We start from the raw sequence: 19,371 nt of genomic DNA on the forward strand, positions 1-19,371 counted from the left end.
AGCCCGCGGGCAACTCCCCGCCGGGCCGTGGCCTCGGACAGCGCTTTGTAGGCTGCAGCGAGGTCCGGGGCGGCGCCGTCGCGCAGGGCGCGTGCGTGTGCCTCGACCGTGCCGGTGTCTCCGCGGGCGACGGGCCCGGTCAGGGCATGTTCCCCCGACGCGAGGGCGTTCTCCAGCGAGGCACGCATCAGGGGCCCCAGCAGCCGGGCTGGCTGTTCCACGCCCAGGCTGCGGAGGAGTTCCGAGGATTGTGCGGCGATGGTCACCAGGTGGTTCGAGGCGTGGGCCAGCGCGGCGTGGTAGGGCACGCGGTCCGCTTCGTCGATGACGATGGGTTCTGCCCCCATTTCCACAACCAGCGCCTGCGCAATGGGCAGTACGGCGGTTGGCGCGGTGACTCCGAAGGAGGAGTCCGCCAGCCGGGTCAGGTCCAGGCTCATTCCCGTGAATGTCATGGCCGGGTGCAGTGCCAGCGGAATCGCTCCGGCCTGGCGCGCGGGTTCCAGCACGCCGGTGCCGAACCGGCCGGAGGTGTGGGCGACCAGTTGGCCGGCCTGCCAGGCGCCGGTGGCGGCGAGGCCGGATACCAGCGGCGGAAGGGCGTCGTCGGGCACGGCGAGCAGCACCAGTTCAGAACGCTCGATGATGTCCGGGATCTCAAGGATGGGAACGCCCGGGAGCAGGTTCTCGGCGCGTTCCCGGCTCGCGTCGGACACCGCGGAGACACCAACGACGGCGTGCTCGGCAGCCCGCAGCGCGGCGCCCAGGACGGCGCCCACTTTGCCCGCACCGATGATGCCGATGCCAAGCCGGCCCCGCCGGCGCTGATCAGCGGTGTTCATGGTCTCTCCTCATTCGGTTGGCTGCCCGGGGTCGCGGGCGGCGGTGTTCCGGGATCGGCAGGCGGTGCGGCGGGTGGATTTTCCGGGACCGGCGCGGGCCCGGTGGCCGTTTCGCGGTGCATCCAGCGCTCGGTCCGGTCCCGCCGGCGGGCATCGCGGGCACGCAGGGACTGCTCGTCGAAGAGCTGGCGCAGGACGCCCGTGTCCAGTTGGCGGATCCGCGGGGCAACAGGTCCCGGCGTGGAGTGCAGCCGCAGGTCGGCGATCCGCAGTTTCCTGGCCAGCGGACCCTGCTCCAGCGCCATGGACTGGATCCGTTCGTGCGGTACGACGGCGAGACTGCGCCACAGCCGGCCGGAGCGGCTCAGCAGTGCGGTCTCTGTCAGGGCGTAGCCGCTGCGGCGCCACTGCAGGGGCGCGACCCAGCGGGCACGGCGCGGCGAAACGGTAAATCCATGCGCTTCTCCACTGCCGGCCATCCCTGCGGTAAAGAGCCCCCGGGGATCATCCGAGCCGGGGTTGGGCAGGACGAGCGCCAGGATCTGCAGGGCTTCCTCGAGTGTTCCGGCAGGAAGCAGCCGGGTTCGTGCCGCGCCTTCGGAGGTGGCGCCGGTACCGTAGCCGGCCACGTTGACGGAGATGCGGTACCAGCCGGTGAGCCGCCACAGCAGCGGCTGGGAGACGGCGACGGCCTGGATGCGTCCCGGCGGCACGGTCTGCGTCCGGGTGTCCAGCAGCCCGTAGCGGATCCGGATACCGTCCCGCGACGCGGCGGCACGGAAGTTCCAGGCACTGTTAAAGGCCGTCCAGTAGCCGCCGGCCGCGCCCAAGGCCACCGGGATGAACACGGCGAGGGAGATGCCCTGACGGGTAACGGCGGCGAGGACGGCCACGAAGGCTGCGCCCAGGAGCAGGAAAATTGTGTTTCCGGAAAGCAGGGTCGCCCCGGCCACCCTGCCCGGAGTCAGGGCCAGGATCGGGAACTCGGGGGCCTCGGATGCCGTGGCCGGCGCGGCGCCGTCCGTGCCGGGGCCGGCTTCCGGTTCGGCGCCGGAAGCCCGGTCGAGGATGGTGGCGCGCAGCGAGCGGGCATCATCGATGGGAAGGAAGGCCAGGCGGACTGCGGATTCCCCGGCGTCAGCCACCTCGAACCGGAGTTCGGCCAGGCCAAAAAGCCGGGCAAGAAGCGGCTGGACGATGTCGATCGCCTGGACCCGGTCCAGGCGTGCCTGCCGGTGCTGGCGGAAAATGATGCCGGAGCGCACGCGCACATGGTCGGACGTGACCTGGTAGCGGGTAAACCACCAGGACAGGAAGAAAATAACGGCGATGGCCAGCAGTACGGCAACCAGGCCGAGCACCGCCCAGAGCACGGGAGTTCCGGCCGGCAGCGGTGAGGAACCGCCCTCATTCCGGAAGAGCGCCTCCACCCGGTCTCGTCCCACAAAGTACGCGATTGCCGCCAGCGCGATCCACCCGCGCACCAGCGGGGACACAGGATGGACCCGCTTCCACTCCGGTTCGGGAGCTGACGCGGTTTCCGGGTGCCCCGGGGTGCCCGGGGCTACGGGGGCGGAAGTCACAGGCCCGCCAGTTGAGCCTCGCCGCGCGCAGACAGGTGTTCACGCAGGCGCTCCCCCTCCGCGGCGGGCAGGCCGGGGATGGTGGCGTTGGTTCCGGGGGCGGCGGTGTGGAGCTTGAGCGTGCACAACCCGAACGCCCGCTCCAGCGGGCCGACGGAAACATCGACGTACTGCATCCGGCCATAAGGAACCACCAGGGTGCGCTGGAAGAAGATACCGCTGCGCAGCAGCAGGTCCTCGTTCCGCTCGGCGTAGCCGATGGCCCGGACCTGCCGGGGCAGCAGGACGCCGCGCCAGAGGAAAGCGGCCAGGAACACGGCGGGAAGCCCCCACGCGATCCAGGCCGGAAAGCCGCCCCAGATGTCCAGGGAGCGCAGCACCAGCGGCACCGAAACAACGGCCAAGGTGATCACGGCCTCCACCACCAGGGAAAGCACCCGCAGGGAGAGGTACCGCGGCGATATCCGCTGCCAGTCCAGCCCCGGTGAATCAATGGTCCGGCTACGCATAGTCTCCCCCGACGTCAGGCTTGTCATTTTCCCCGCCGTTTTCATCCTCGGGCGGGAGTTTGCAGAACCGTTCCACGACCAGGCCGGTGGCAACCATGATCATCCCGCCGACTGACATCGCAAGCGAGGCCCACGTCGGGGCGTGGTTGGGGCGCATCTGCCAGAGGCCAAGCTGGTCCAGGAAAATGCCCGCGTGCCAGCCGAACAGGAGCGCACCGGCGTAGGCCGTTGCCTGCGCCAGGACCAGGGTCCGTGCTGCGGCGATCGGATCCAGCGCCTTCTCGCGGTTGCCGTCCCGCCAGCGCCGGACCCGCAGGCCGAGGAAGAGTGTGAAGCCGACAATAAACGCCAGCGTAAGGAGGGCCGTGAAGTTAAGGACGGGTGCAGGGTAACCGTTGCGGGTAGCCCAGGCATTGACCTGCCAGCCTGCGATCCCAAAGGCCACGGCTATAACAGCGAGCCAGCGGTACCGGATGGTCCTCACGCGGTCTTCACTCCCCCTCGAAGCGCTCTAGCCCGGGCAGGTCAGCGGCCCGGGCAGCCAAGTCTGCCACCGGGATGCCTTCCAGCAGGGCGTCCGGGTCCATCCAGGCCCACGGCTGCAGCACAAAGGCGCGCTGGGCGGCACGGGGGTGGGGAATGGTGAGCACCTCGTCGTTCACGTGTTCAGTGCCGTAGGTGATGATGTCGACGTCGAGCGTACGCGGCCCCCAGCGCACCTCGCGTTTGCGGTGGTGCCGGTTTTCGACGTCATGGCAGTGCTCCAGCAGGGCGTGCGGGTCCAGCGTGGTGTCGAACGCGGCAACCAGGTTCAGGTAGTCGGGCTGATCCGGCCCGCCGACGGGACGGGTGCGCGCCACCGGGGAGACATCCACCAGGCGCATTTGGGGATGGTCGGCCAGGGCGGCGACGGCGTCTGAGAGCGTGCTCCGGGACTCGCCGAGGTTACTGCCGAGGGCCAGGACTGTCCGCACGGCAGGAACACTCATGCCCGCTCCCGGTGGATGAGGATTTCCACGTCGCCGAAGGGAACGGTGATCGGTGCCTGCGGCTTGTGCACCGTAACGTCGACTGCCTCAATCACCGCGAAGGCGGCCAGGACATGGGCTGCGATCCGCTCGGCGAGGGTTTCGATCAGGTTCACGGGATCGCCTTCGATGATTCCGCAGACCTGCTCGGCCAGTTCGCCGTAGTGCGCGGTCAACGTCAGGTCATCGGCGGCCGCCGCCGGACGCAGATCGGTGTAGAGAACCAGGTCGACGACGAATTGCTGGCCTTCGCGCCGCTCGTGGTCGAAGACCCCGTGATAGCCGGTGGCGCTGAGTCCGCTGAGCCTGATCCGGTCCCGCTGGGCCGGCAGACTGGCTTCCAGAGCCATGCCTAGCCCTGCCAGGCAGCCGCGACTTTGACGGCGTCGGCGTTGGCCGCGACGTCGTGCACCCGCACGCCCCAGACGCCCTGGCTGGCAGCGAGGACGGAGGTGGCCAGGGTGGCGTTGTCTCGTTCCTCCGGCGGCGCGGCCTTGCCGGAGGTGGTGAGCAGGGAGCCGAGGAAGCGTTTGCGGGAGGCGCCAATGAGGACGCGGTGGCCCAGGACTGTCAGGCGGTCGATGTTCCGCAGCAGCGCCCAGTCGTGTTCGGCGTTTTTCGCGAAGCCCAGTCCCGGGTCAAGGATGATCTGCTCGGGTGAGGCTCCGGCCCCGTAGAAGCGGTCACGCAGGGTCGTGAGTTCGGAGATGACGTCTTCGACGACGTCGCCGTAGTCAGCCTTCGGATCCTGGCTGCGGACGCTGCCGCGGCTGTGCATCAGGACGTAAGGGACTTTGGTGCGGGCGATCAGTTCGGGCATCGCCGGGTCCAGCTCCAGCCCGGAGACGTCGTTGATGATCCCGGCGCCGGCTTCGATTGCCTTTTCCGCGGTGGAGGCGTTCATCGTGTCCACGCTGATCAGGACTCCGGCTTTCACGAGGGCCTGGACCACCGGGAGGATGCGCTTTTGTTCCTCTTCCGGCGTGATCCGCTCGGCGTCGGGCCGGGTGGACTCGCCGCCCACATCGATGATGTCGGCGCCGTCGTAATGCATTTTCAGTCCCGCGCGGATGGCTGCATCAGTGGTGGCATGCTGGCCGCCGTCGCTGAAGGAATCCGGGGTGACGTTAAGGATGCCCATCACCAGCGTGCGTCCGGTGGGGAGGTCTTCGAAGCGGCGCGGCTTGGTGCCGGGGCGGATCACGGAAAGCGGGTTGGTGGCCGGACCGGTTCCAGGGGTGGCAGCGAGGGAATCCATCAGTAGCGTCCTATCGTCCGAGTATCAGGCTCATTGCTTCAGCACGAGTGGCGGTTTCGCGCAGCTGGCCTCGCACAGCCGAGGTGACCGTCCTGGCTCCCGGCTTCCGCACGCCGCGCATGGACATGCACAGGTGTTCGCATTCGATGACCACGATCGCGCCCACCGGCTGCAGGTTCTCCATCAGTGCGTCGACGATCTGGGTGGTGAGCCGCTCCTGGACCTGGGGGCGCCGGGCGTAGATCTCCACCAGGCGGGCGAGCTTGCTCAGCCCGGTGACTTTGCCCTCGTGCGAGGGGATGTACCCGATGTGTGCGGAGCCGTGGAACGGAACCAGGTGGTGTTCACAGGTGGAGTAGAACGGAATGTCCTTGACCAGCACCATTTCCTCATGGTCGAGGTCGAAGGTGGTGGCCAGCAGGTCGGCGGGGCTCTGGTGCAGCCCGGCGAAAATCTCCGCGTAGGACTTGGCTACGCGGGCAGGGGTCTTCTGCAGGCCCTCCCGGTCCGGGTCCTCCCCGATCGCGAGGAGGATTTCGCGGACCGCCCGCTCGATGCGGGGCTGGTCGACAGGAGAAGCTGTGTCGGTCAGCTCGGCCAAAATTAGTTCGTCGTCGAAATCGGTCACTGCATGATCCTACCGTGGACGCCGAAGCGGCCCGGACGGCAGCCGAAGTTCGATCGGCTGCCGTCCGGCCTGCGCTATTCGCTGCGGTTAGGGGAGCCGTGGTGGCTGCCCTGGCCGCTGTTTTCGGGCTCCGGGAGCCCGTCATTGGAGACGTCGAAGTCCTGCGGGAGGTCGGCGTCGGCGATCTGGTCCTGCGGAGCGACGGTGTCCGGGTTCGGTTCACCGGCGGCGGCCGCCTCTTCCCGTTCCCGCGGTGAAACCACCGGAGGAATCTCGTGCACCGGGCGGCTGGGCTTGGAAAGCCAGACTTCGCGGACGTCGCGCTTGCGCACATCGTGGAAGACCTCGGCGATCTCGGCCTGGTTCAGGGTCTCGCGTTCGAGCAGTTCCAGCGCCAGCCGGTCCAGGACATCCCGGTTTTCGGTGAGGATCTGGTACGCCTCATCATGGGCGTTATCGAGGAGGCGCCGGACTTCCTCATCCACCACGTACGCGACCTGGTCGGAGTAGTTCCGTTCCTGGCTCATGTCCCGTCCCAGGAACGGTTCCCCGCCGCCGGACCCGAGCTTCACGGAACCGATCCGCTCGCTCATGCCGTACTGGGTGACCATCTTGCGGGCCGTGGAGGTGGCCTTCTCGATGTCGTTGGAAGCGCCGGTGGAGGGATCGTGGAAGACGATTTCCTCTGCGACGCGGCCACCCATCGCGTAGGCCAGCTGATCCAGCAGTTCGTTGCGGGTGACCGAGTACTTGTCATCCTGCGGCAGCACCATGGTGTAGCCCAGGGCGCGTCCGCGCGGCAGGATGGTCACCTTGGTAACCGGGTCGGTGTTGCGCAGGGCCGCGGCAACCAGGGCGTGTCCACCCTCGTGGTACGCGGTGATCTTGCGCTCGAGTTCCTTCATCACACGGCTGCGCTTCTGTGGGCCGGCGATGACGCGGTCGATGGCCTCGTCGAGCGCACGGTCGTCGATGAGCTGGGCATTGGAGCGTGCGGTCAGCAGCGCAGCCTCGTTGAGAACGTTGGCCAGGTCCGCACCGGTGAAGCCCGGGGTCTTCCGCGCCACGGTCTCCAGGTCGACGCCGGGTGCCATCGGCTTGCCCTTGGCGTGGACCTGCAGGATCTGCAGGCGGCCCTTCATATCCGGAGCCTCCACACCGATCTGCCGGTCGAAGCGGCCGGGACGCAGCAGCGCGGGGTCCAGGACGTCCGGCCGGTTAGTCGCCGCAATGAGGATGACGTTGGTGGTGGCGTCGAAGCCGTCCATCTCCACAAGGAGCTGGTTCAGGGTCTGCTCACGCTCATCGTTGCCGCCGCCCACGCCAGCACCGCGATGGCGGCCGACGGCGTCGATCTCGTCGACGAAGATGATGGCCGGAGAGTTGTTCTTAGCCTGTTCGAACAGGTCACGGACACGGGAGGCGCCCACACCAACGAACATTTCCACGAAGTCCGAGCCGGAGATGGAGTAGAACGGCACCCCGGCCTCGCCCGCAACGGCGCGTGCCAGCAGGGTCTTACCGGTGCCGGGAGGGCCGTAGAGCAGCACGCCCTTGGGAATCTTGGCTCCCACGGCCTGGAACTTGGCCGGTTCCTGCAGGAATTCCTTAATTTCGTGCAGCTCTTCGACTGCCTCGTCAGCGCCGGCGACGTCGGCGAAGGTCACCTGGGGCATGTCCTTGTTGGTCAGCTTGGCCTTGGACTTGCCGAACTGCATGACCTTGGAACCGCCGCCCTGCATGCGGGAGAGCAGGAACCAGAAGATCACACCCAGGATGATGATGGGCAGGAAGAGGCCCAGGAAGCTGGTGAACCAGTTGGTCTGGACGGGCTGGTCGGTAAAGCCGTCGACGTCGGAATTGTTCACCGCGTCGACGATGTCCTCGCCGCGCGCCGTTCCGAAGTAGAACTGGACGTTTTCGCCCTTGTCCTCATACGGCTCGCGGAGCGTGAGATCGACCCGCTGTTCGCCGTCATAGATCTTCGCCTGCTCCACCTTGTTGTCCTGCAGCAGCTGCAGGCCGACGTTGGTGTCCACCTGGGCCGTGCCGGAGGAGGAAAGGTTGGGAAGGATGATCAGCAGTGCGGCCAGTGCCAGCACGATCCAAATGATCGGTCCCTTGAAGAAGTTCTTGGATTTCATTCGTCGTCAGGGCAGATGCCCCGTCCCTCCTGATCAACAACGCTTGATAGTGCGCGGGAATTCGTTGGCTAGCAGTCTCTAGCTATACACCGTCCCCCAGAAATACACGGTCCGCAGGGTACTTTAGTTCCCTCAGGGCGTATCCCGCGGGCGTGATTAGCCTCATGCGGCAACGAAAAACCCGCTGCCCCGGTTCTGGGCCAGCTCATTGGCTGGCCGCAGCGGCCCGGGGTCAGCGGGCGGGGCGTTAAAGCCCGGGTTATTCGTAGACGTGCGGCGCCAGGGTGCCGATGAAGTCCAGGTTGCGGTACCGCTCGGCGAAGTCCAGGCCGAAGCCGACCACAAACTCGTTCGGGATTTCATAGCCGACGTACTTGACGTCGATTTCCACCTTGGCGGCATCCGGCTTGCGCAGCAGGGCGCAGATTTCCACGCTGGCAGGTCCACGCGACTGCAGGTTGGTCCGCAGCCAGGACAACGTCAGGCCGGAGTCGATGATGTCTTCGACGATCAGCACGTGCTTGCCCAGCAGGTCGGTTTCCAGGTCCTTCAGGATCCGGACGACGCCGGAGGACTGGGTTCCGGAGCCGTAGGAGGACACCGCCATCCAGTCCATGGAAACGTGGCTGTGCAGTGCACGGGACAGGTCCGCCATGACCATAACGGCGCCCTTCAGGACACCGACCAGCAGGACGTCGCGGCCGGCGTAGTCGCGGTCAATCTCCGCTGCCAGTTCCTTGATCCGCTCGGCAATCTGCTCCCTGGTGTAGAGAACGTGTTTGAGGTCTGACTGGACGTCGTGTGAATCCACGAATGGCTCCCGGGTACGAGATGTTGCAGCTGAAGTTAGGCGCTGCTCTTTTTCCTAAAAACAAGATTGCCATAGCTTGAGGCGCCTTGGGGAACCGGTTTGCCCCGCACCTGACGGTAGGCACTGACTTTGCCCACCAGCTGGACCGGCCCCGCCGACCCCTCGCGGCGCAGCAGGGCTTCCACTGAGCGGACCCGTTCCCAGCTGGGCTGGGCGCCTCCGAGCTCGACGGCGGCCAGGGCAAGGACCCGCTGCCGCAGGGCAGGCGGCAGGGCGCGCAGGGATTCTTCCGAGAGCAGGATCTCATCCGCGGCACCGGCGCCAGCGGCTGCCCCGGCGGGTTCGTGCCGCAGCCGGGCGAAAGTTTCGGCTGCTTGCGCATCGAGGTAGTCGGCGTCCTGCGCCAGGATCCGCGAACTCCGGTAGAGCGCCTCGGCTATTCCGGGGCCGAGTTCGTTTTCGAGGAAAGGAAGCACCTGCATCCGGACGCGGGACCGCGCGAAGGCCGGGTCCGCGTTGGTCGGATCGTGCCAGGGATCGAGCTCCTGGGCGGCGCAGATCTCCTCGACCTCATCGCGCCGCAGCCCCAGGAATGGCCGAAGATAGCGGCCGCGGCGTTCAGGCATCCCGGCCAGGGACCGGGTTCCGGACCCGCGGGCCAGGCCCAGCAGCACCTGCTCGGCCTGGTCGTCCAGGGTGTGGCCCAGCAGGACGGCCTCCGCCCCGGCTGCCTCGGCGGCCGCGTCCAGCGCCTCGTACCGCACCGTCCGGGCGGCGGCTTCGGGTCCCATTCCGGTTTCCGGGACCTGCACACGGTGCACCGTCACCGGATCCAGGCCCATGGCGCGCAGCTTCGCGGCGGCTGCTTCGGCGACGCCGGCTGAACCGGCCTGCAGCCCGTGGTCGACGACGGCGGCACCTACCCGGTAGTCGCCGCGGCGGTTAAAGAAGCTCGCGGTCTCTGCGAGTGCGAGCGAGTCGGGGCCGCCGCTGCAGGCGACCAGCAGCACCGGAGGGGTCTGCTGTCCGGGCAGGATCCCGGCGTCGCGCAGGCTATCGCGGAGCAGGCCGCGGGCCTTTCCGAGGGTGGGGTTCAGGCGTTGGCGGGGGCGTTGAGCGGGCGCGGAGGAAGGCAAGGCGGAGTTCCTGGAGGTTGAAACGGGAAGGTCGGTCACTTGCGTCTTACAGCCCCATTCGCTGGATCCAGAGGTCCGGGTTGTGGATCTCTGCCTCGCTGGGCAGGTTCTCGGCGCGTTCCCACACACGGTTGAAGCCTGCCATGCCGGATTTGTCCACCACGGCGCGGACGAACTTCGACCCGTCCGCGTACTGGCGCATCTTCGCGTCCAGGCCCATGACCCGGCGGAAGAACTTGTCCAGCCAGCCGCGGTTGGCGCCGCGGTCACTGAAGCGGCGGCGGATGGTTTTGACACTGGGAATGATGCTGGCGTCCACGGCGTCCATCACCACGTTGGCATGGCCTTCAAGCAGGCTCATCACGGCGGTGATGTGGGACAGCCGGGCCTTGTCCTCCGGGTCCTGCAGCAGTGTCAGGACGTCCGTCTGGCGGGCGGGAACTCCGTTGGCGGCGGGTTCCTGCTTTCCTGTTCCCGCGGCGGCGGAAAGCTGCTTAGCCAGCTGGTTGATCCGCTCGGGAAGGCCCTGGGCCTTGTCCATCAGGCCGTTGCTGAGGGCGCCGATCTGCTCCAGCATGTGGTCGCGGAGCCAGGGTGCGGCGGCAAACTGCACCCGGTGGGTCTGTTCGTGCAGGCAGACCCACAGCCGGAAGTCCGAGGGGTCCACGTTCAGTTCCTGCTCGGTGCTGATGATGTTCGGGGCCACAAGCAGCAGGCGGCCTGCGCGCTTGGCAGGGTTATCCGAGGCCAGTGCCGCAAAGGGGTCATACTGGCCCAGGACCTTGCTGGCCAGGAAGGCCAGGACGGCGCCAAGCTCCGCACCGGTGAGGGTACCGGCCACCGCCGTGTTCGTGGAGTTCACGGCTTCGGGCCGGGTTTTTGCCAGGTGCTCCAGCATCGGGGTCATCAGCGCGGCGAAGCTCTGGGAGTTCGCCTTGGCCCAGGAGGCCCGGTCAACGATCAGGACCTGGGAATCCCGCAGGTTCTCCGCGGCGTCCAGCCCGGTGATCCGGTGGACGTGGGTGACGGCTTCATCGGCCAGGCGGCGCAGGTCTTCGACCGCGGCCTGGATTTCGCGGCGGGTCATCTTGGGTCCGGGGGCCACGAGGGTGGCTGCCGTCGCGGCGGCGAAGTCCCAGTTCACCAAGCGGGCGGCAGTTTCAGTGCTCAGTTGCTGCTGGTTGCTCTCCATTGCTCCATTCGATCACAGGCGCGGCCCAATGCGCTCCCGTCCGCACCAATCCGGGCGTGCTGTCAGCGGCAGCCGCAGCCGGCCAGGACGGCGGCAGCGGAGTCGACGGCGTTGCGCGCCTGGGCGGTGTTGCCGTCCAGTCCGCGCGCCACGAGAGTGAAGGCCAGGAGCCGCCCGTCGGCGTCCGTGACGTAGCCGCTCAGCGCGGTGACGGCGAAAAGTGTTCCGGTCTTGGCACGGACCAGCCCGGCCGCCGCGGCCTCCTCGTCGTCGTACCGGCCCTGCAGTGTTCCGCTCAGGCCCGCCACAGGCAACCCGCGGGCGACAGTGCGCAGGCCCTCATCCCCGGAAGTAAGCACCAGCCGAACGGCGTCCGTCAGCTGCTTCGCGGTCACCTCGTTCTCCGCAGCAAGCCCGCAAACGTCCGCCAGCGCCATGCCCGTCGTGTCGATTCCAAGCAATGCGGCCTGCGCCTGAACGGTATCCACGGCGCCGGCGAACGAAGCGTCCCGCCCGGACGCCAGGGCTGCGGAACGAGCCATCGCCTCGGCTAAGTAGTTATCCGAGATAAGCAGCATCTGCTCCACCTGTTCGGCCGCAGTGGCAGACTGGACGGCTGCCAGCTGGCGGGAGCCGGCGGGGACGGTGCCGCGTTCAACTTCGTCGGCCACGCTGATTCCGGTGCCCGCTCCCGCCTCGGCGAGCGCGGACCGGAACGCTTCGGCGGCCGTGAGTGCGGCGTCGTCCTCGCGTCCACCGGACTGGCGGGACTCGTCGGACCACGCTGAATTAATGGCCAGCGGATAAACCGGGGCGATTTCCCCGGCCTCGACGTCCGCAACGTTCCAGGCATCGGAGAGCGACGGCCCGGTGAAGAGGGTGTCATCGAGCTGGACCCGCACCGTCCCCGCCGAGCTTCCCAGTGCCTTGACCGTTTCCTGGGCGAGTGTCGCCAGGCCCGCCCGGCCAACCACGGCGTCGTCGTCGGACGCACCGGAGGCAAGCAGCACATCGCCGCCACCGCGCAGCACCAGCACCGTCTCACCGCCCGTTGCCGGGCCGGCGTGCACCGTGGTTTCAAACCGGGAGTCCGGCTCCAGGGTGGAGGCAATGGCCGCTGCCGTGAGGATCTTCAGGGTGGAGGCCGGCATCCCGGCGGTTGCCGGATTCCGCTCATACAGCACGGCTCCGGTGCGCGCATCGGAGACGACGGCGGAGAGGGTACCGCCGCCCGGCAGGGCCAGCTCGGCGTCGAGCAGCGCGCCGAGAACTGCGGTGTCCGGCATCGGCGCCGCTGGATCGAGGGTGTCCACGACGGGTGTCTTGGTCAGTTCCGCCGGCGGGCGCTGGTAGGAGGGCACCGCGGCCTGGCGTTCAACGCCGGCCCCGCTGAGGGCGCGAACAACGGGCGGACCCGCGTAGACGGCCAGCGGGACGAGTAGGACGGCGAAGACCAGCGCCAGGGCAATACCGGAGAACATCCTTGCCAAGGGCCACCAATTTCCGTCTCGATTTACTTCCCTGATGCCTCAGGTTTCCACCCCAGCGGCGGCGGTCTGCGAGGCGGCAGGGACCGGGGAGAACCCGGCAACGCCTCAGGACATATATCTTTAACACTAGACCGGCGCGGTGAGCCAAACGGACATTCCCAAATGGACAGGGAATTCCGGCTGCGCCCAATTGTCCATCAGTGCACGAGTTGTGCATGAACCGTCTGTCCGTTTGCGTGGCCCGGTTTCGGGCCGCACCCCAAGGAGCCGTTATGAAACTCGACGTAACGATCGAGATCCCCAAGGGATCCCGCGTCAAGTACGAAATTGACCATGAGACGCACCGTCTGCGCCTGGACCGGGTGCTGTTCACCTCCATGCAGTACCCGACCCACTACGGCTACTTCGAAAACACCCTCGGCGAAGACGGCGATCCGCTGGACGCCATGGTGATGCTGCAGGACTTCGACCTGATCCCGGGCGTGCTGGTGGAATCCCGGCCGATCGGCGTCTTCAACATGGTTGACGACGGCGGCGGCGACGCCAAGGTCCTCTGCGTGCCCGCCGACGTGCGCTTCGACCACATCAAGGATCTCTCCGATGTTCCGGACTTCCTGCTGGACGAAATCAAGCACTTCTTCACCAAGTACAAGGACCTGGAACCGGGCAAGTGGGTAGAGGCCGCTGACTGGGAAGGACGCGAAGCCGCCGAGGCAGAGGTCGAGGCCTCCCTGGCCCGCTTCGAAGCACTGGGTGATACCAGCGAAGACGACGAGCCGCAGGGCCGCGACGTCGACGCCAACCCCACGAACAACTAGTCGTACCAGGCGCGCCTGCGCGCCGCCCCTCTCTCATCGAGAGGGCAGAAAGCGGCCGTTTCAGCCTTGAAACGGCCGCTTTCTGCACTCTCGGTGCCGGGCCGCCGCGCCCGGTCAACCGATTTCGGTTGTTCCGGGTTCGTCTCTGGCATGCTGATGCCATGCATTTCGTGCTGACCATCAACCAGCGGGATACCCGCGAAGCGGGAGACCAGGTCCCCGAACTGCTGCGCTCCCTGCGGCACATTCCGGCTGCCGTTCCGTTCCAGCGCTCAGTGGGGGACGAGGCTCAGGGAATCCTGGCCGATCCGGCGGCCGCCGTCGACGCCGCGCTGACCGCCGTCCGCGCACGCCGTTGGAATGTTGGTTTGGGAGTCGGCGAAGTACACCGCCCCCTGCCCTCCGATGTACTGGCTGCCGAGGGGTTTGGGCTGGTCTACGCCCGCCGGGCGGTGGAACGCACGCAGCGCACGGGTGACCGCATCCCCCTGGCCGTGGAGGGACCCGATGCGCAGGTGGCCGCGGAGGCCGAGGCCGTCCTGCGGCTGCTTGGTCAGATCGTGGCGGGCCGGACGGCCGCGGAGTGGAAGGTCCTGGACCTCATGACACCGGGAGCGCGCGGCCAGCAGAAGTATGTGGCAGAGGCGCTTGGCATCACCACGCAGGCCGTCAGCAAGGCCGTGGTGCGGTCCTACTGGGCGGAGGAGTGGGCCACCCGGCCCGCCGCCGCCCGCCTGCTGGAGCTGGCAGCGGGACCGGCAGCACTGCCACCGGCGGCCTTGTCCTACGGCCGGTAAGGATCTTTAGGGTTCTAACGGCCAGTGCTTTACTGCAGTCATGGAAAAATTCTCGCTTCAGCCAAATGAACCACATGACCGCGGCTTCGCGGCACGGCTGAACTGGCTTCGTGCCGGTGTTCTCGGGGCCAACGATGGGATTGTTTCGACTGCTGCCACGGTGATTGGCGTTGCTGGCGTGACGAACTTTGCCGCCCCCATCCTGGTTGCCGGAACGGCCGCGGTGGTGGGTGGTTCGGTGTCGATGGCGCTCGGCGAATATGTGTCGGTCAGCAGCCAGCGAGACAGCCAGCAGGCGCTCATTGAAAAGGAACGCCAGGAGCTGCGGGAGGACCCTGACGGGGAACTGATCGAACTGGCGGGCCTCTACGAGCAAAAAGGCCTCACTCCGTCCACCGCCCGCCAAGTCGCCACCGAGCTGACGGAGCACGACCCCCTTGCGGCGCATCTTTCAGCGGAGCTGAATATCGATGAGCTTGAAATCGTGAGCCCGTGGAACGCGGCCTTCGCCTCGGCTGCAGCATTTGCGGCCGGAGCGGTCCTGCCGCTGCTGGCCATCGTGCTCCTGCCGAGCGCTGTTCGCATCCCGCTCACATTCGCTGCCGTCCTCGTTGCCTTAGCGATTACCGGAGCGATCAGTGCACAGATAGGCGGCAGCTCTCGGCGCCGCGCCATGACCCGCCTCGTTATCGGCGGCGCCCTGGCAATGGCCTTCACCTACCTGGTCGGCAGCCTGCTGGGAACCACCGGCATAGCCTAGGTCCGGGCGTCCCCCGAGGAACAGGCCGTCCGCCACCCCACCCGGAGGGGCCGGCTGATGACAGTCAGCGGGCGGCTACGAGGCTTCGCAGTACCGTTGCAGCCCCGTCTTCGTAAACTGAGCCGGTCACTTCCGAGGCCGCGTCGATGACTTCCTGCGGTGACTGGCCCATGGCTACGCCGCGGGCTGCCCAACCAAGCATCTCTATGTCGTTGCGCCCGTCACCCATGGCCACCGTGTGCTGGGGGTCAATGTTCAGGCGGCGGCGGACCTGCTCCAGGGCCGAAGCCTTGGTGACTCCGGCTGCGGCAATGTCGAGCCAGGCCGTCCAGCCCACGGAGTAGGTGACTCCGTGCAGGCCGATGGATTCAACTGCCTCGCCGAATTCCTCGGCGGTGCTGTCGGTGCTGAACACCACCACGCGGACTGCCTTGCTCTCGCGCAGGTACTCGAAGTCCACGGCCTGCGCCTCTGCGCCGAAGCTGGCGTCCTGGAAGCGTTCCGTGGAGAGGAAGCGGCCCTCATGGTCTTCCAGGGCGAACTTCGCGGAGGGCAGCTGGACGCGCAGGGCGTCCAGGGCCGGGCGCGGATCGAAGACCACGCGGTCCACGATTTCGTAGCCATTCGGAAGCGAGGAGTCCACGCGGAGGGTGACGCCGCCATTGGAGCAGACGGCAAATCCTTCGGTCAGGCCGATGTTCTTGAGGATCGGCAGCGCCGCCCCAAAGGAGCGGCCGGTGGAAATGACCAGGTGATGGCCCGCGGCGATCGCGTCCATGGCCGCGGAGCGCACGCTCGGGGACATGTGCCCGTCATGGTCCACGAGGGTTCCGTCAACATCCAGGGCGACGAGGTGCTTGGTATTTGAATTGAGCCGGTCTTCGATGCCGGCTGAAGTAAGAGTTGTCATCGGTTTATATAAACAGACAGCGGTGAATAGCGGTAGGACGCGGTTCACACTCCGGGTGAACCATGGGTGAACCGTTGGGTGCCCTGCCGGGTGCAGATTACGCGCCCGGCAGGGAACGAACTTAGAGGACCGGCAGGACTTCCAGACCACCCATGTAGGGCTGCAGGGCCTTGGGCACGTTGACCGAGCCGTCCGGGTTCTGGTGGTGCTCCAGGATCGCGACGATCCAGCGGGTGGTGGCCAGCGTGCCGTTCAGCGTGGCCACCGCGCGGGTCTTGCCGTCCTGGCGTTCGCGGATGTTCAGGCGGCGGGCCTGGAAGGTGGTGCAGTTCGAGGTGGAGGTCAGTTCGCGGTAGGCGCCCTGCGTGGGAACCCAGGCCTCGCAGTCGTACTTGCGTGCGGCGGACATACCAAGGTCTCCGGCGGCGGTCTCAATTACACGGTAGGGCAGCTCCACCTTGGCGAGCATTTCCTCTTCCCAGGCCAGCAGGCGCTGGTGCTCCGCGGCGGCGTCCTCCACCCGGGTGTAGGTGAACATTTCCACCTTGTTGAACTGGTGCACGCGGATGATTCCACGGGTGTCCTTGCCGTGGGAGCCGGCTTCGCGGCGGTAGCAGGAGGACCAGCCGGCGTAACGGACCGGGCCGCCGTCGAGGTCGATGATCTCGTCGGAGTGATAACCGGCCAGCGGGACCTCGGAGGTGCCCACCAGGTAGAGGTCGTCTTCGGCCAGGCGGTAGATCTCGGCGTCGTGCGCAACGTCGAAGCCGGTGCCCTGCATGGTTTCCGGGCGAACCAGGGTGGGGGTGATCATGGGGACGAATCCGGCCTTGATGGCCTGGTCCATGGCCATCTGCAGCAGGCCAAGCTCCAGGCGGGCGCCGACGCCGCGCAGGAAGTAGAAGCGCGAACCCGAAACCTTCGCGCCACGTTCCATGTCGATCGCGCCGAGCATTTCGCCCAGCTCCAGGTGATCGCGCGGAGTGAAGCCTTCGGCCTCGAAATCGCGGGGCTTGCCCACGGTCTTAAGCACGGTGAAGTCATCCTCACCGCCGGCGGGAACGCCGTCTTCAACAACGTTGGCGAAGCGACGGACCAGCGTTTCCTGCTCTGCCTGCACGGCGTCGGCCTCGCTTCCGGCGGCTTTGACAGCGCCGGCGAGCTCCTTCACCTCGGCAAGGAGCGCCTGCTTCTCTTCGCCCTTGGCCTGGGCTACCCGCTTGCCGAAAGCGTTCTGTTCAGCACGCAGCGCCTCGTACCGGGTGCGGGACTCGCGCCGGCGGGCATCAACCGAAATGATCGCGTCCACCAGCTCGGGCTCGGCCAGCCGGGCGCGCTGGGAAGCTCGGAATTTTTCGGGGTTTTCTCGCAGCTCATTAACATCGATCACGTCTCAAGGGTACCGAAAACCAAATCCGGAGATTGCACGCCCTGCTGCGGCTATTCTGGAAACCACTATGCCTGCCGAAATAGCCGTGATCCTGCTCCTGGCCACCGCAGTGATCGCTTCCCTGGCCACCTGGCAGGTAGCTTCCCGCAGGCACCGCAGGCAACTGGCCGCAGCTCGCCTCACGCGCCCGGTGGCGTCGGCCAGCCAGCGGGTTGCGATGGTCATCAATCCGGTGAAGGCGCAGGCTGACATTGCCTGCAAGGTCCTGGCGGAGGCCTGCGAGCTGGCCGGCTGGGAGCCGCCGCTCATCTTGGAGACCACCGTGGCTGAGCCCGGCTTCCGCCAGGCCCAGGAAGCCCTAAGTGCGGGAGCCGACGTCGTTCTGGCGGCGGGAGGCGACGGGACCATCCGGGAGGTCGCCCGGGCACTCGCCAACCAGCCGGCAGCTATGGGCATGCTCCCGTTGGGCACCGGCAACCTGCTTGCCCGCAACCTTGAACTCCCGGTGAATGATCTCCCCGGCAGCATCCAGACTGCTCTGCACGGCGCCGAACGGCGGATCGACATGTGCTGGATCGTGTTGGAGAACGCCCGGACCGGGGACCACTCCACGAGCAATTTCCTGGTCATGGGCGGAATCGGGCTGGACGCTGAGGTCATTGCTGCGACCCGGGACGGGCTGAAGAAACGTGTTGGCTGGCTGGCCTACAGCGAAGCCGGGGTCAGGCTGCTGCCCGGACCACGGCGCCGGATGCGGATCCAGGCCGATGGTGGGGCTGCGGATGTTCGGAAGGTCAGCAGCGTGTTGATCGCGAACACCGGCAGACTGCCCGCAGGGATCGATTTCATCCCTTCGGCTGCGGTCGACGACGGCATGCTGGACATTGTGGTGCTGAGTCCGCGCACCGTCTTCGGCTGGGCGGCGGTGGCTGGCAAGGTGGTCACCCGCAACCGGCGGGACCTTCCCCTGATCGAATACTCACGGGCCCGCACCGTCACAGTGAGCACGGAGGAACCAACCATCACGCAGCTCGACGGCGACCTTAGCGGAGCGGCAACCAGCGTCACCGTGACGGTGGACCCGCAGTCGCTGCGGGTGCGCACGGCAAACACCGGGCTGGCAACCGGGCCCGCCGCCTAGTCGTGACACGGCCCAGGGGGCCGGGCCGGGGGCTGGGCCGGGCAGCCGAACTCACCCCCAGCCCTAGCTGCGGGCCGGACCAGCCGGACTTGCCACCCCAGCCCGAGGTGCGGGCCGGAGACCCTTAGTCCTGGGTCCCCTCGGAATCCGTGTAACCACCCTCGGTTTCATCGGTTCCGTCCTTGCCGTGCCTACCGTTGCCCTTGTGATCCCGGCCGGCAGGAGGCTCTTTGGAGCCATCCGCGTCGGTGTACTCACCATCGTCTCGGTGCACGGATTCAGGGGATGCCTGTTCGCGGATGAGTTCCTGTTCTTCGGCGAAGCGGATGTCGTTGCCCTGATCCGCCGCGTCTCCGCGCCAGTTGTCATCACCCGTGGACTGGCCGCTGGGCTTAGGGTTCTTGAGCTGCTCTTCTTCGTTCGGGTTCTCGCTCATGGTCCGCCTTTCGTTGGCTCGCTTCCCCGCTCACCTTTCGGCATCGGGTCTATAAGCATACTTACCATAAGGTGCCGTGCAAATGCGCCTGTCGCTGCTCGCAACTCCGGGCCGGCGCTTCACTCCGGCCAGGGAAGCCTGGTGCTCCCATCAAAAAGGTGTCCCGGCAAGTTCGTGAGTCACGTCCGTCAGCTTGGGGCAACCCACCTGCCCCAACCCCATCCCGCCGCTTGCCTTCGTCTTGGGGCAGAGTTCCCTCCGCTTTGGCCGTTTTGGGCACGACTCCCTCCGCTTTGGGACTCTCCGGCCGTTTTGTGGCAGGTTTCCCTCCGCTTTGGGAAATACCACCCGTTATGGGATTTCCCTCCGCCGCGCGGTGGCAGGGAAGTCCCAAAAGGGACGATTTCACCCAAAGCGGAGGCTTTCCACCCACCACCCGCATCACTCGTCACACCACCACCCGTCACGCCACCCGGCTGAAGCCCGGATACGCCGCAG

General features: G+C 67.0%; 20 protein-coding genes. 4 read left to right on the top strand and 16 right to left on the bottom strand.

Features of this window, described 5'->3' with window-relative positions; translation table 11 throughout:
- The 13 genes from RTN46_RS12515 to dacB form a co-directional block, all read right to left on the bottom strand.
- Nucleotides 1-842 (bottom strand): DUF2520 domain-containing protein (locus RTN46_RS12515; RefSeq protein WP_312181816.1); only part of this gene is annotated, 842 nt, incomplete at its 3' end.
- Nucleotides 839-2,425 carry a PH domain-containing protein gene (locus RTN46_RS12520; protein WP_312181817.1) on the bottom strand — a complete coding sequence of 529 codons (1,587 nt, stop codon included), beginning with the start codon at nucleotides 2,423-2,425 and terminating at the stop codon, nucleotides 839-841. The genes RTN46_RS12520 and RTN46_RS12515, both read right to left, overlap by 4 nt.
- The gene (locus RTN46_RS12525; RefSeq protein WP_312181818.1) at nucleotides 2,422-2,934 is read right to left on the bottom strand and encodes a PH domain-containing protein; all 513 of its coding nucleotides are present in this window, start codon (nucleotides 2,932-2,934) and stop codon (nucleotides 2,422-2,424) included. Before RTN46_RS12525 ends, RTN46_RS12520 begins: the two co-directional genes overlap by 4 nt.
- Nucleotides 2,927-3,418: a DUF3180 domain-containing protein gene (locus tag RTN46_RS12530; protein ID WP_312181819.1), complete on the bottom strand. Its 492-nt coding sequence runs from the start codon at nucleotides 3,416-3,418 to the stop codon at nucleotides 2,927-2,929. Before RTN46_RS12530 ends, RTN46_RS12525 begins: the two co-directional genes overlap by 8 nt.
- Nucleotides 3,419-3,425: 7 nt before the next feature.
- Nucleotides 3,426-3,923 (bottom strand): 2-amino-4-hydroxy-6-hydroxymethyldihydropteridine diphosphokinase, encoded by a 498-nt coding sequence (gene folK, locus RTN46_RS12535; RefSeq protein WP_312181820.1) that lies wholly within the window; start codon nucleotides 3,921-3,923, stop codon nucleotides 3,426-3,428.
- The gene (gene folB / locus RTN46_RS12540) at nucleotides 3,920-4,312 is read right to left on the bottom strand and encodes a dihydroneopterin aldolase (protein WP_312181821.1); all 393 of its coding nucleotides are present in this window, start codon (nucleotides 4,310-4,312) and stop codon (nucleotides 3,920-3,922) included. The genes folK and folB overlap by 4 nt, the downstream gene beginning before the upstream one ends.
- Before the next feature lie 2 nt (nucleotides 4,313-4,314).
- A complete protein-coding gene (gene folP / locus RTN46_RS12545; RefSeq protein ID WP_312181822.1) occupies nucleotides 4,315-5,220 on the bottom strand; it encodes a dihydropteroate synthase in 906 nt (301 codons plus the stop codon).
- Between the two features lie 10 nt (nucleotides 5,221-5,230).
- A complete protein-coding gene (gene folE / locus RTN46_RS12550) occupies nucleotides 5,231-5,848 on the bottom strand; it encodes a GTP cyclohydrolase I FolE (protein WP_312181823.1) in 618 nt (205 codons plus the stop codon).
- A gap of 74 nt (nucleotides 5,849-5,922) precedes the next feature.
- The gene (gene ftsH / locus RTN46_RS12555) at nucleotides 5,923-7,992 is read right to left on the bottom strand and encodes an ATP-dependent zinc metalloprotease FtsH (RefSeq protein ID WP_312181824.1); all 2,070 of its coding nucleotides are present in this window, start codon (nucleotides 7,990-7,992) and stop codon (nucleotides 5,923-5,925) included.
- A gap of 259 nt (nucleotides 7,993-8,251) precedes the next feature.
- Nucleotides 8,252-8,803 (bottom strand): hypoxanthine phosphoribosyltransferase, encoded by a 552-nt coding sequence (gene hpt, locus RTN46_RS12560; RefSeq protein ID WP_312181826.1) that lies wholly within the window; start codon nucleotides 8,801-8,803, stop codon nucleotides 8,252-8,254.
- Between the two features lie 35 nt (nucleotides 8,804-8,838).
- Nucleotides 8,839-9,939, bottom strand: coding sequence for a tRNA lysidine(34) synthetase TilS (gene tilS, locus RTN46_RS12565; RefSeq protein ID WP_312181828.1), 1,101 nt, complete (start codon nucleotides 9,937-9,939; stop codon nucleotides 8,839-8,841).
- A 46-nt stretch (nucleotides 9,940-9,985) separates the two neighbouring features.
- Complete coding sequence (locus tag RTN46_RS12570) at nucleotides 9,986-11,131, bottom strand: zinc-dependent metalloprotease (protein WP_312181829.1); 1,146 nt, start codon at nucleotides 11,129-11,131, stop codon at nucleotides 9,986-9,988.
- 62 nt (nucleotides 11,132-11,193) lie between these two features.
- Nucleotides 11,194-12,612, bottom strand: coding sequence for a D-alanyl-D-alanine carboxypeptidase/D-alanyl-D-alanine-endopeptidase (gene dacB / locus RTN46_RS12575; protein WP_312181842.1), 1,419 nt, complete (start codon nucleotides 12,610-12,612; stop codon nucleotides 11,194-11,196).
- Nucleotides 12,613-12,893: 281 nt separating this feature from the next.
- Between dacB and RTN46_RS12580 the strand changes: the two genes are divergently transcribed.
- The 3 genes from RTN46_RS12580 to RTN46_RS12590 all read left to right on the top strand — a co-directional run bounded on the left by RTN46_RS12580 (nucleotide 12,894) and on the right by RTN46_RS12590 (nucleotide 14,996).
- The gene (locus tag RTN46_RS12580) at nucleotides 12,894-13,439 is read left to right on the top strand and encodes an inorganic diphosphatase (protein WP_312181831.1); all 546 of its coding nucleotides are present in this window, start codon (nucleotides 12,894-12,896) and stop codon (nucleotides 13,437-13,439) included.
- 161 nt (nucleotides 13,440-13,600) lie between these two features.
- Entirely contained in the window at nucleotides 13,601-14,236 is a 636-nt protein-coding gene (locus tag RTN46_RS12585) for a hypothetical protein (RefSeq protein WP_312181833.1), read from the top strand.
- 40 nt (nucleotides 14,237-14,276) lie between these two features.
- On the top strand, nucleotides 14,277-14,996 hold the full coding sequence (locus RTN46_RS12590; RefSeq protein WP_312181835.1) for a VIT family protein: 720 nt from the start codon (nucleotides 14,277-14,279) through the stop codon (nucleotides 14,994-14,996).
- Nucleotides 14,997-15,060: 64 nt separating this feature from the next.
- Here RTN46_RS12590 and RTN46_RS12595 read toward each other — a convergent pair whose 3' ends face one another.
- Both RTN46_RS12595 and serS read right to left on the bottom strand, forming a co-directional pair.
- Nucleotides 15,061-15,906, bottom strand: coding sequence for an HAD family hydrolase (locus tag RTN46_RS12595; RefSeq protein ID WP_312181837.1), 846 nt, complete (start codon nucleotides 15,904-15,906; stop codon nucleotides 15,061-15,063).
- Nucleotides 15,907-16,027: 121 nt separating this feature from the next.
- Nucleotides 16,028-17,296 (bottom strand): serine--tRNA ligase, encoded by a 1,269-nt coding sequence (gene serS, locus RTN46_RS12600; RefSeq protein ID WP_312181839.1) that lies wholly within the window; start codon nucleotides 17,294-17,296, stop codon nucleotides 16,028-16,030.
- 67 nt (nucleotides 17,297-17,363) lie between these two features.
- On the opposite strand from serS, the gene RTN46_RS12605 reads away from it, so the two are divergent.
- Nucleotides 17,364-18,437 (top strand): diacylglycerol kinase family protein, encoded by a 1,074-nt coding sequence (locus RTN46_RS12605; RefSeq protein ID WP_312181840.1) that lies wholly within the window; start codon nucleotides 17,364-17,366, stop codon nucleotides 18,435-18,437.
- Between the two features lie 124 nt (nucleotides 18,438-18,561).
- Here the strand turns inward: RTN46_RS12605 and RTN46_RS12610 are convergent, their stop codons facing one another.
- Complete coding sequence (locus tag RTN46_RS12610; RefSeq protein ID WP_312181841.1) at nucleotides 18,562-18,873, bottom strand: hypothetical protein; 312 nt, start codon at nucleotides 18,871-18,873, stop codon at nucleotides 18,562-18,564.
- Nucleotides 18,874-19,371 lie beyond the last annotated feature (498 nt).

It is taken from the genome of Arthrobacter sp. (assembly GCF_031988865.1).
GTDB lineage: Bacteria > Actinomycetota > Actinomycetes > Actinomycetales > Micrococcaceae > Arthrobacter_B.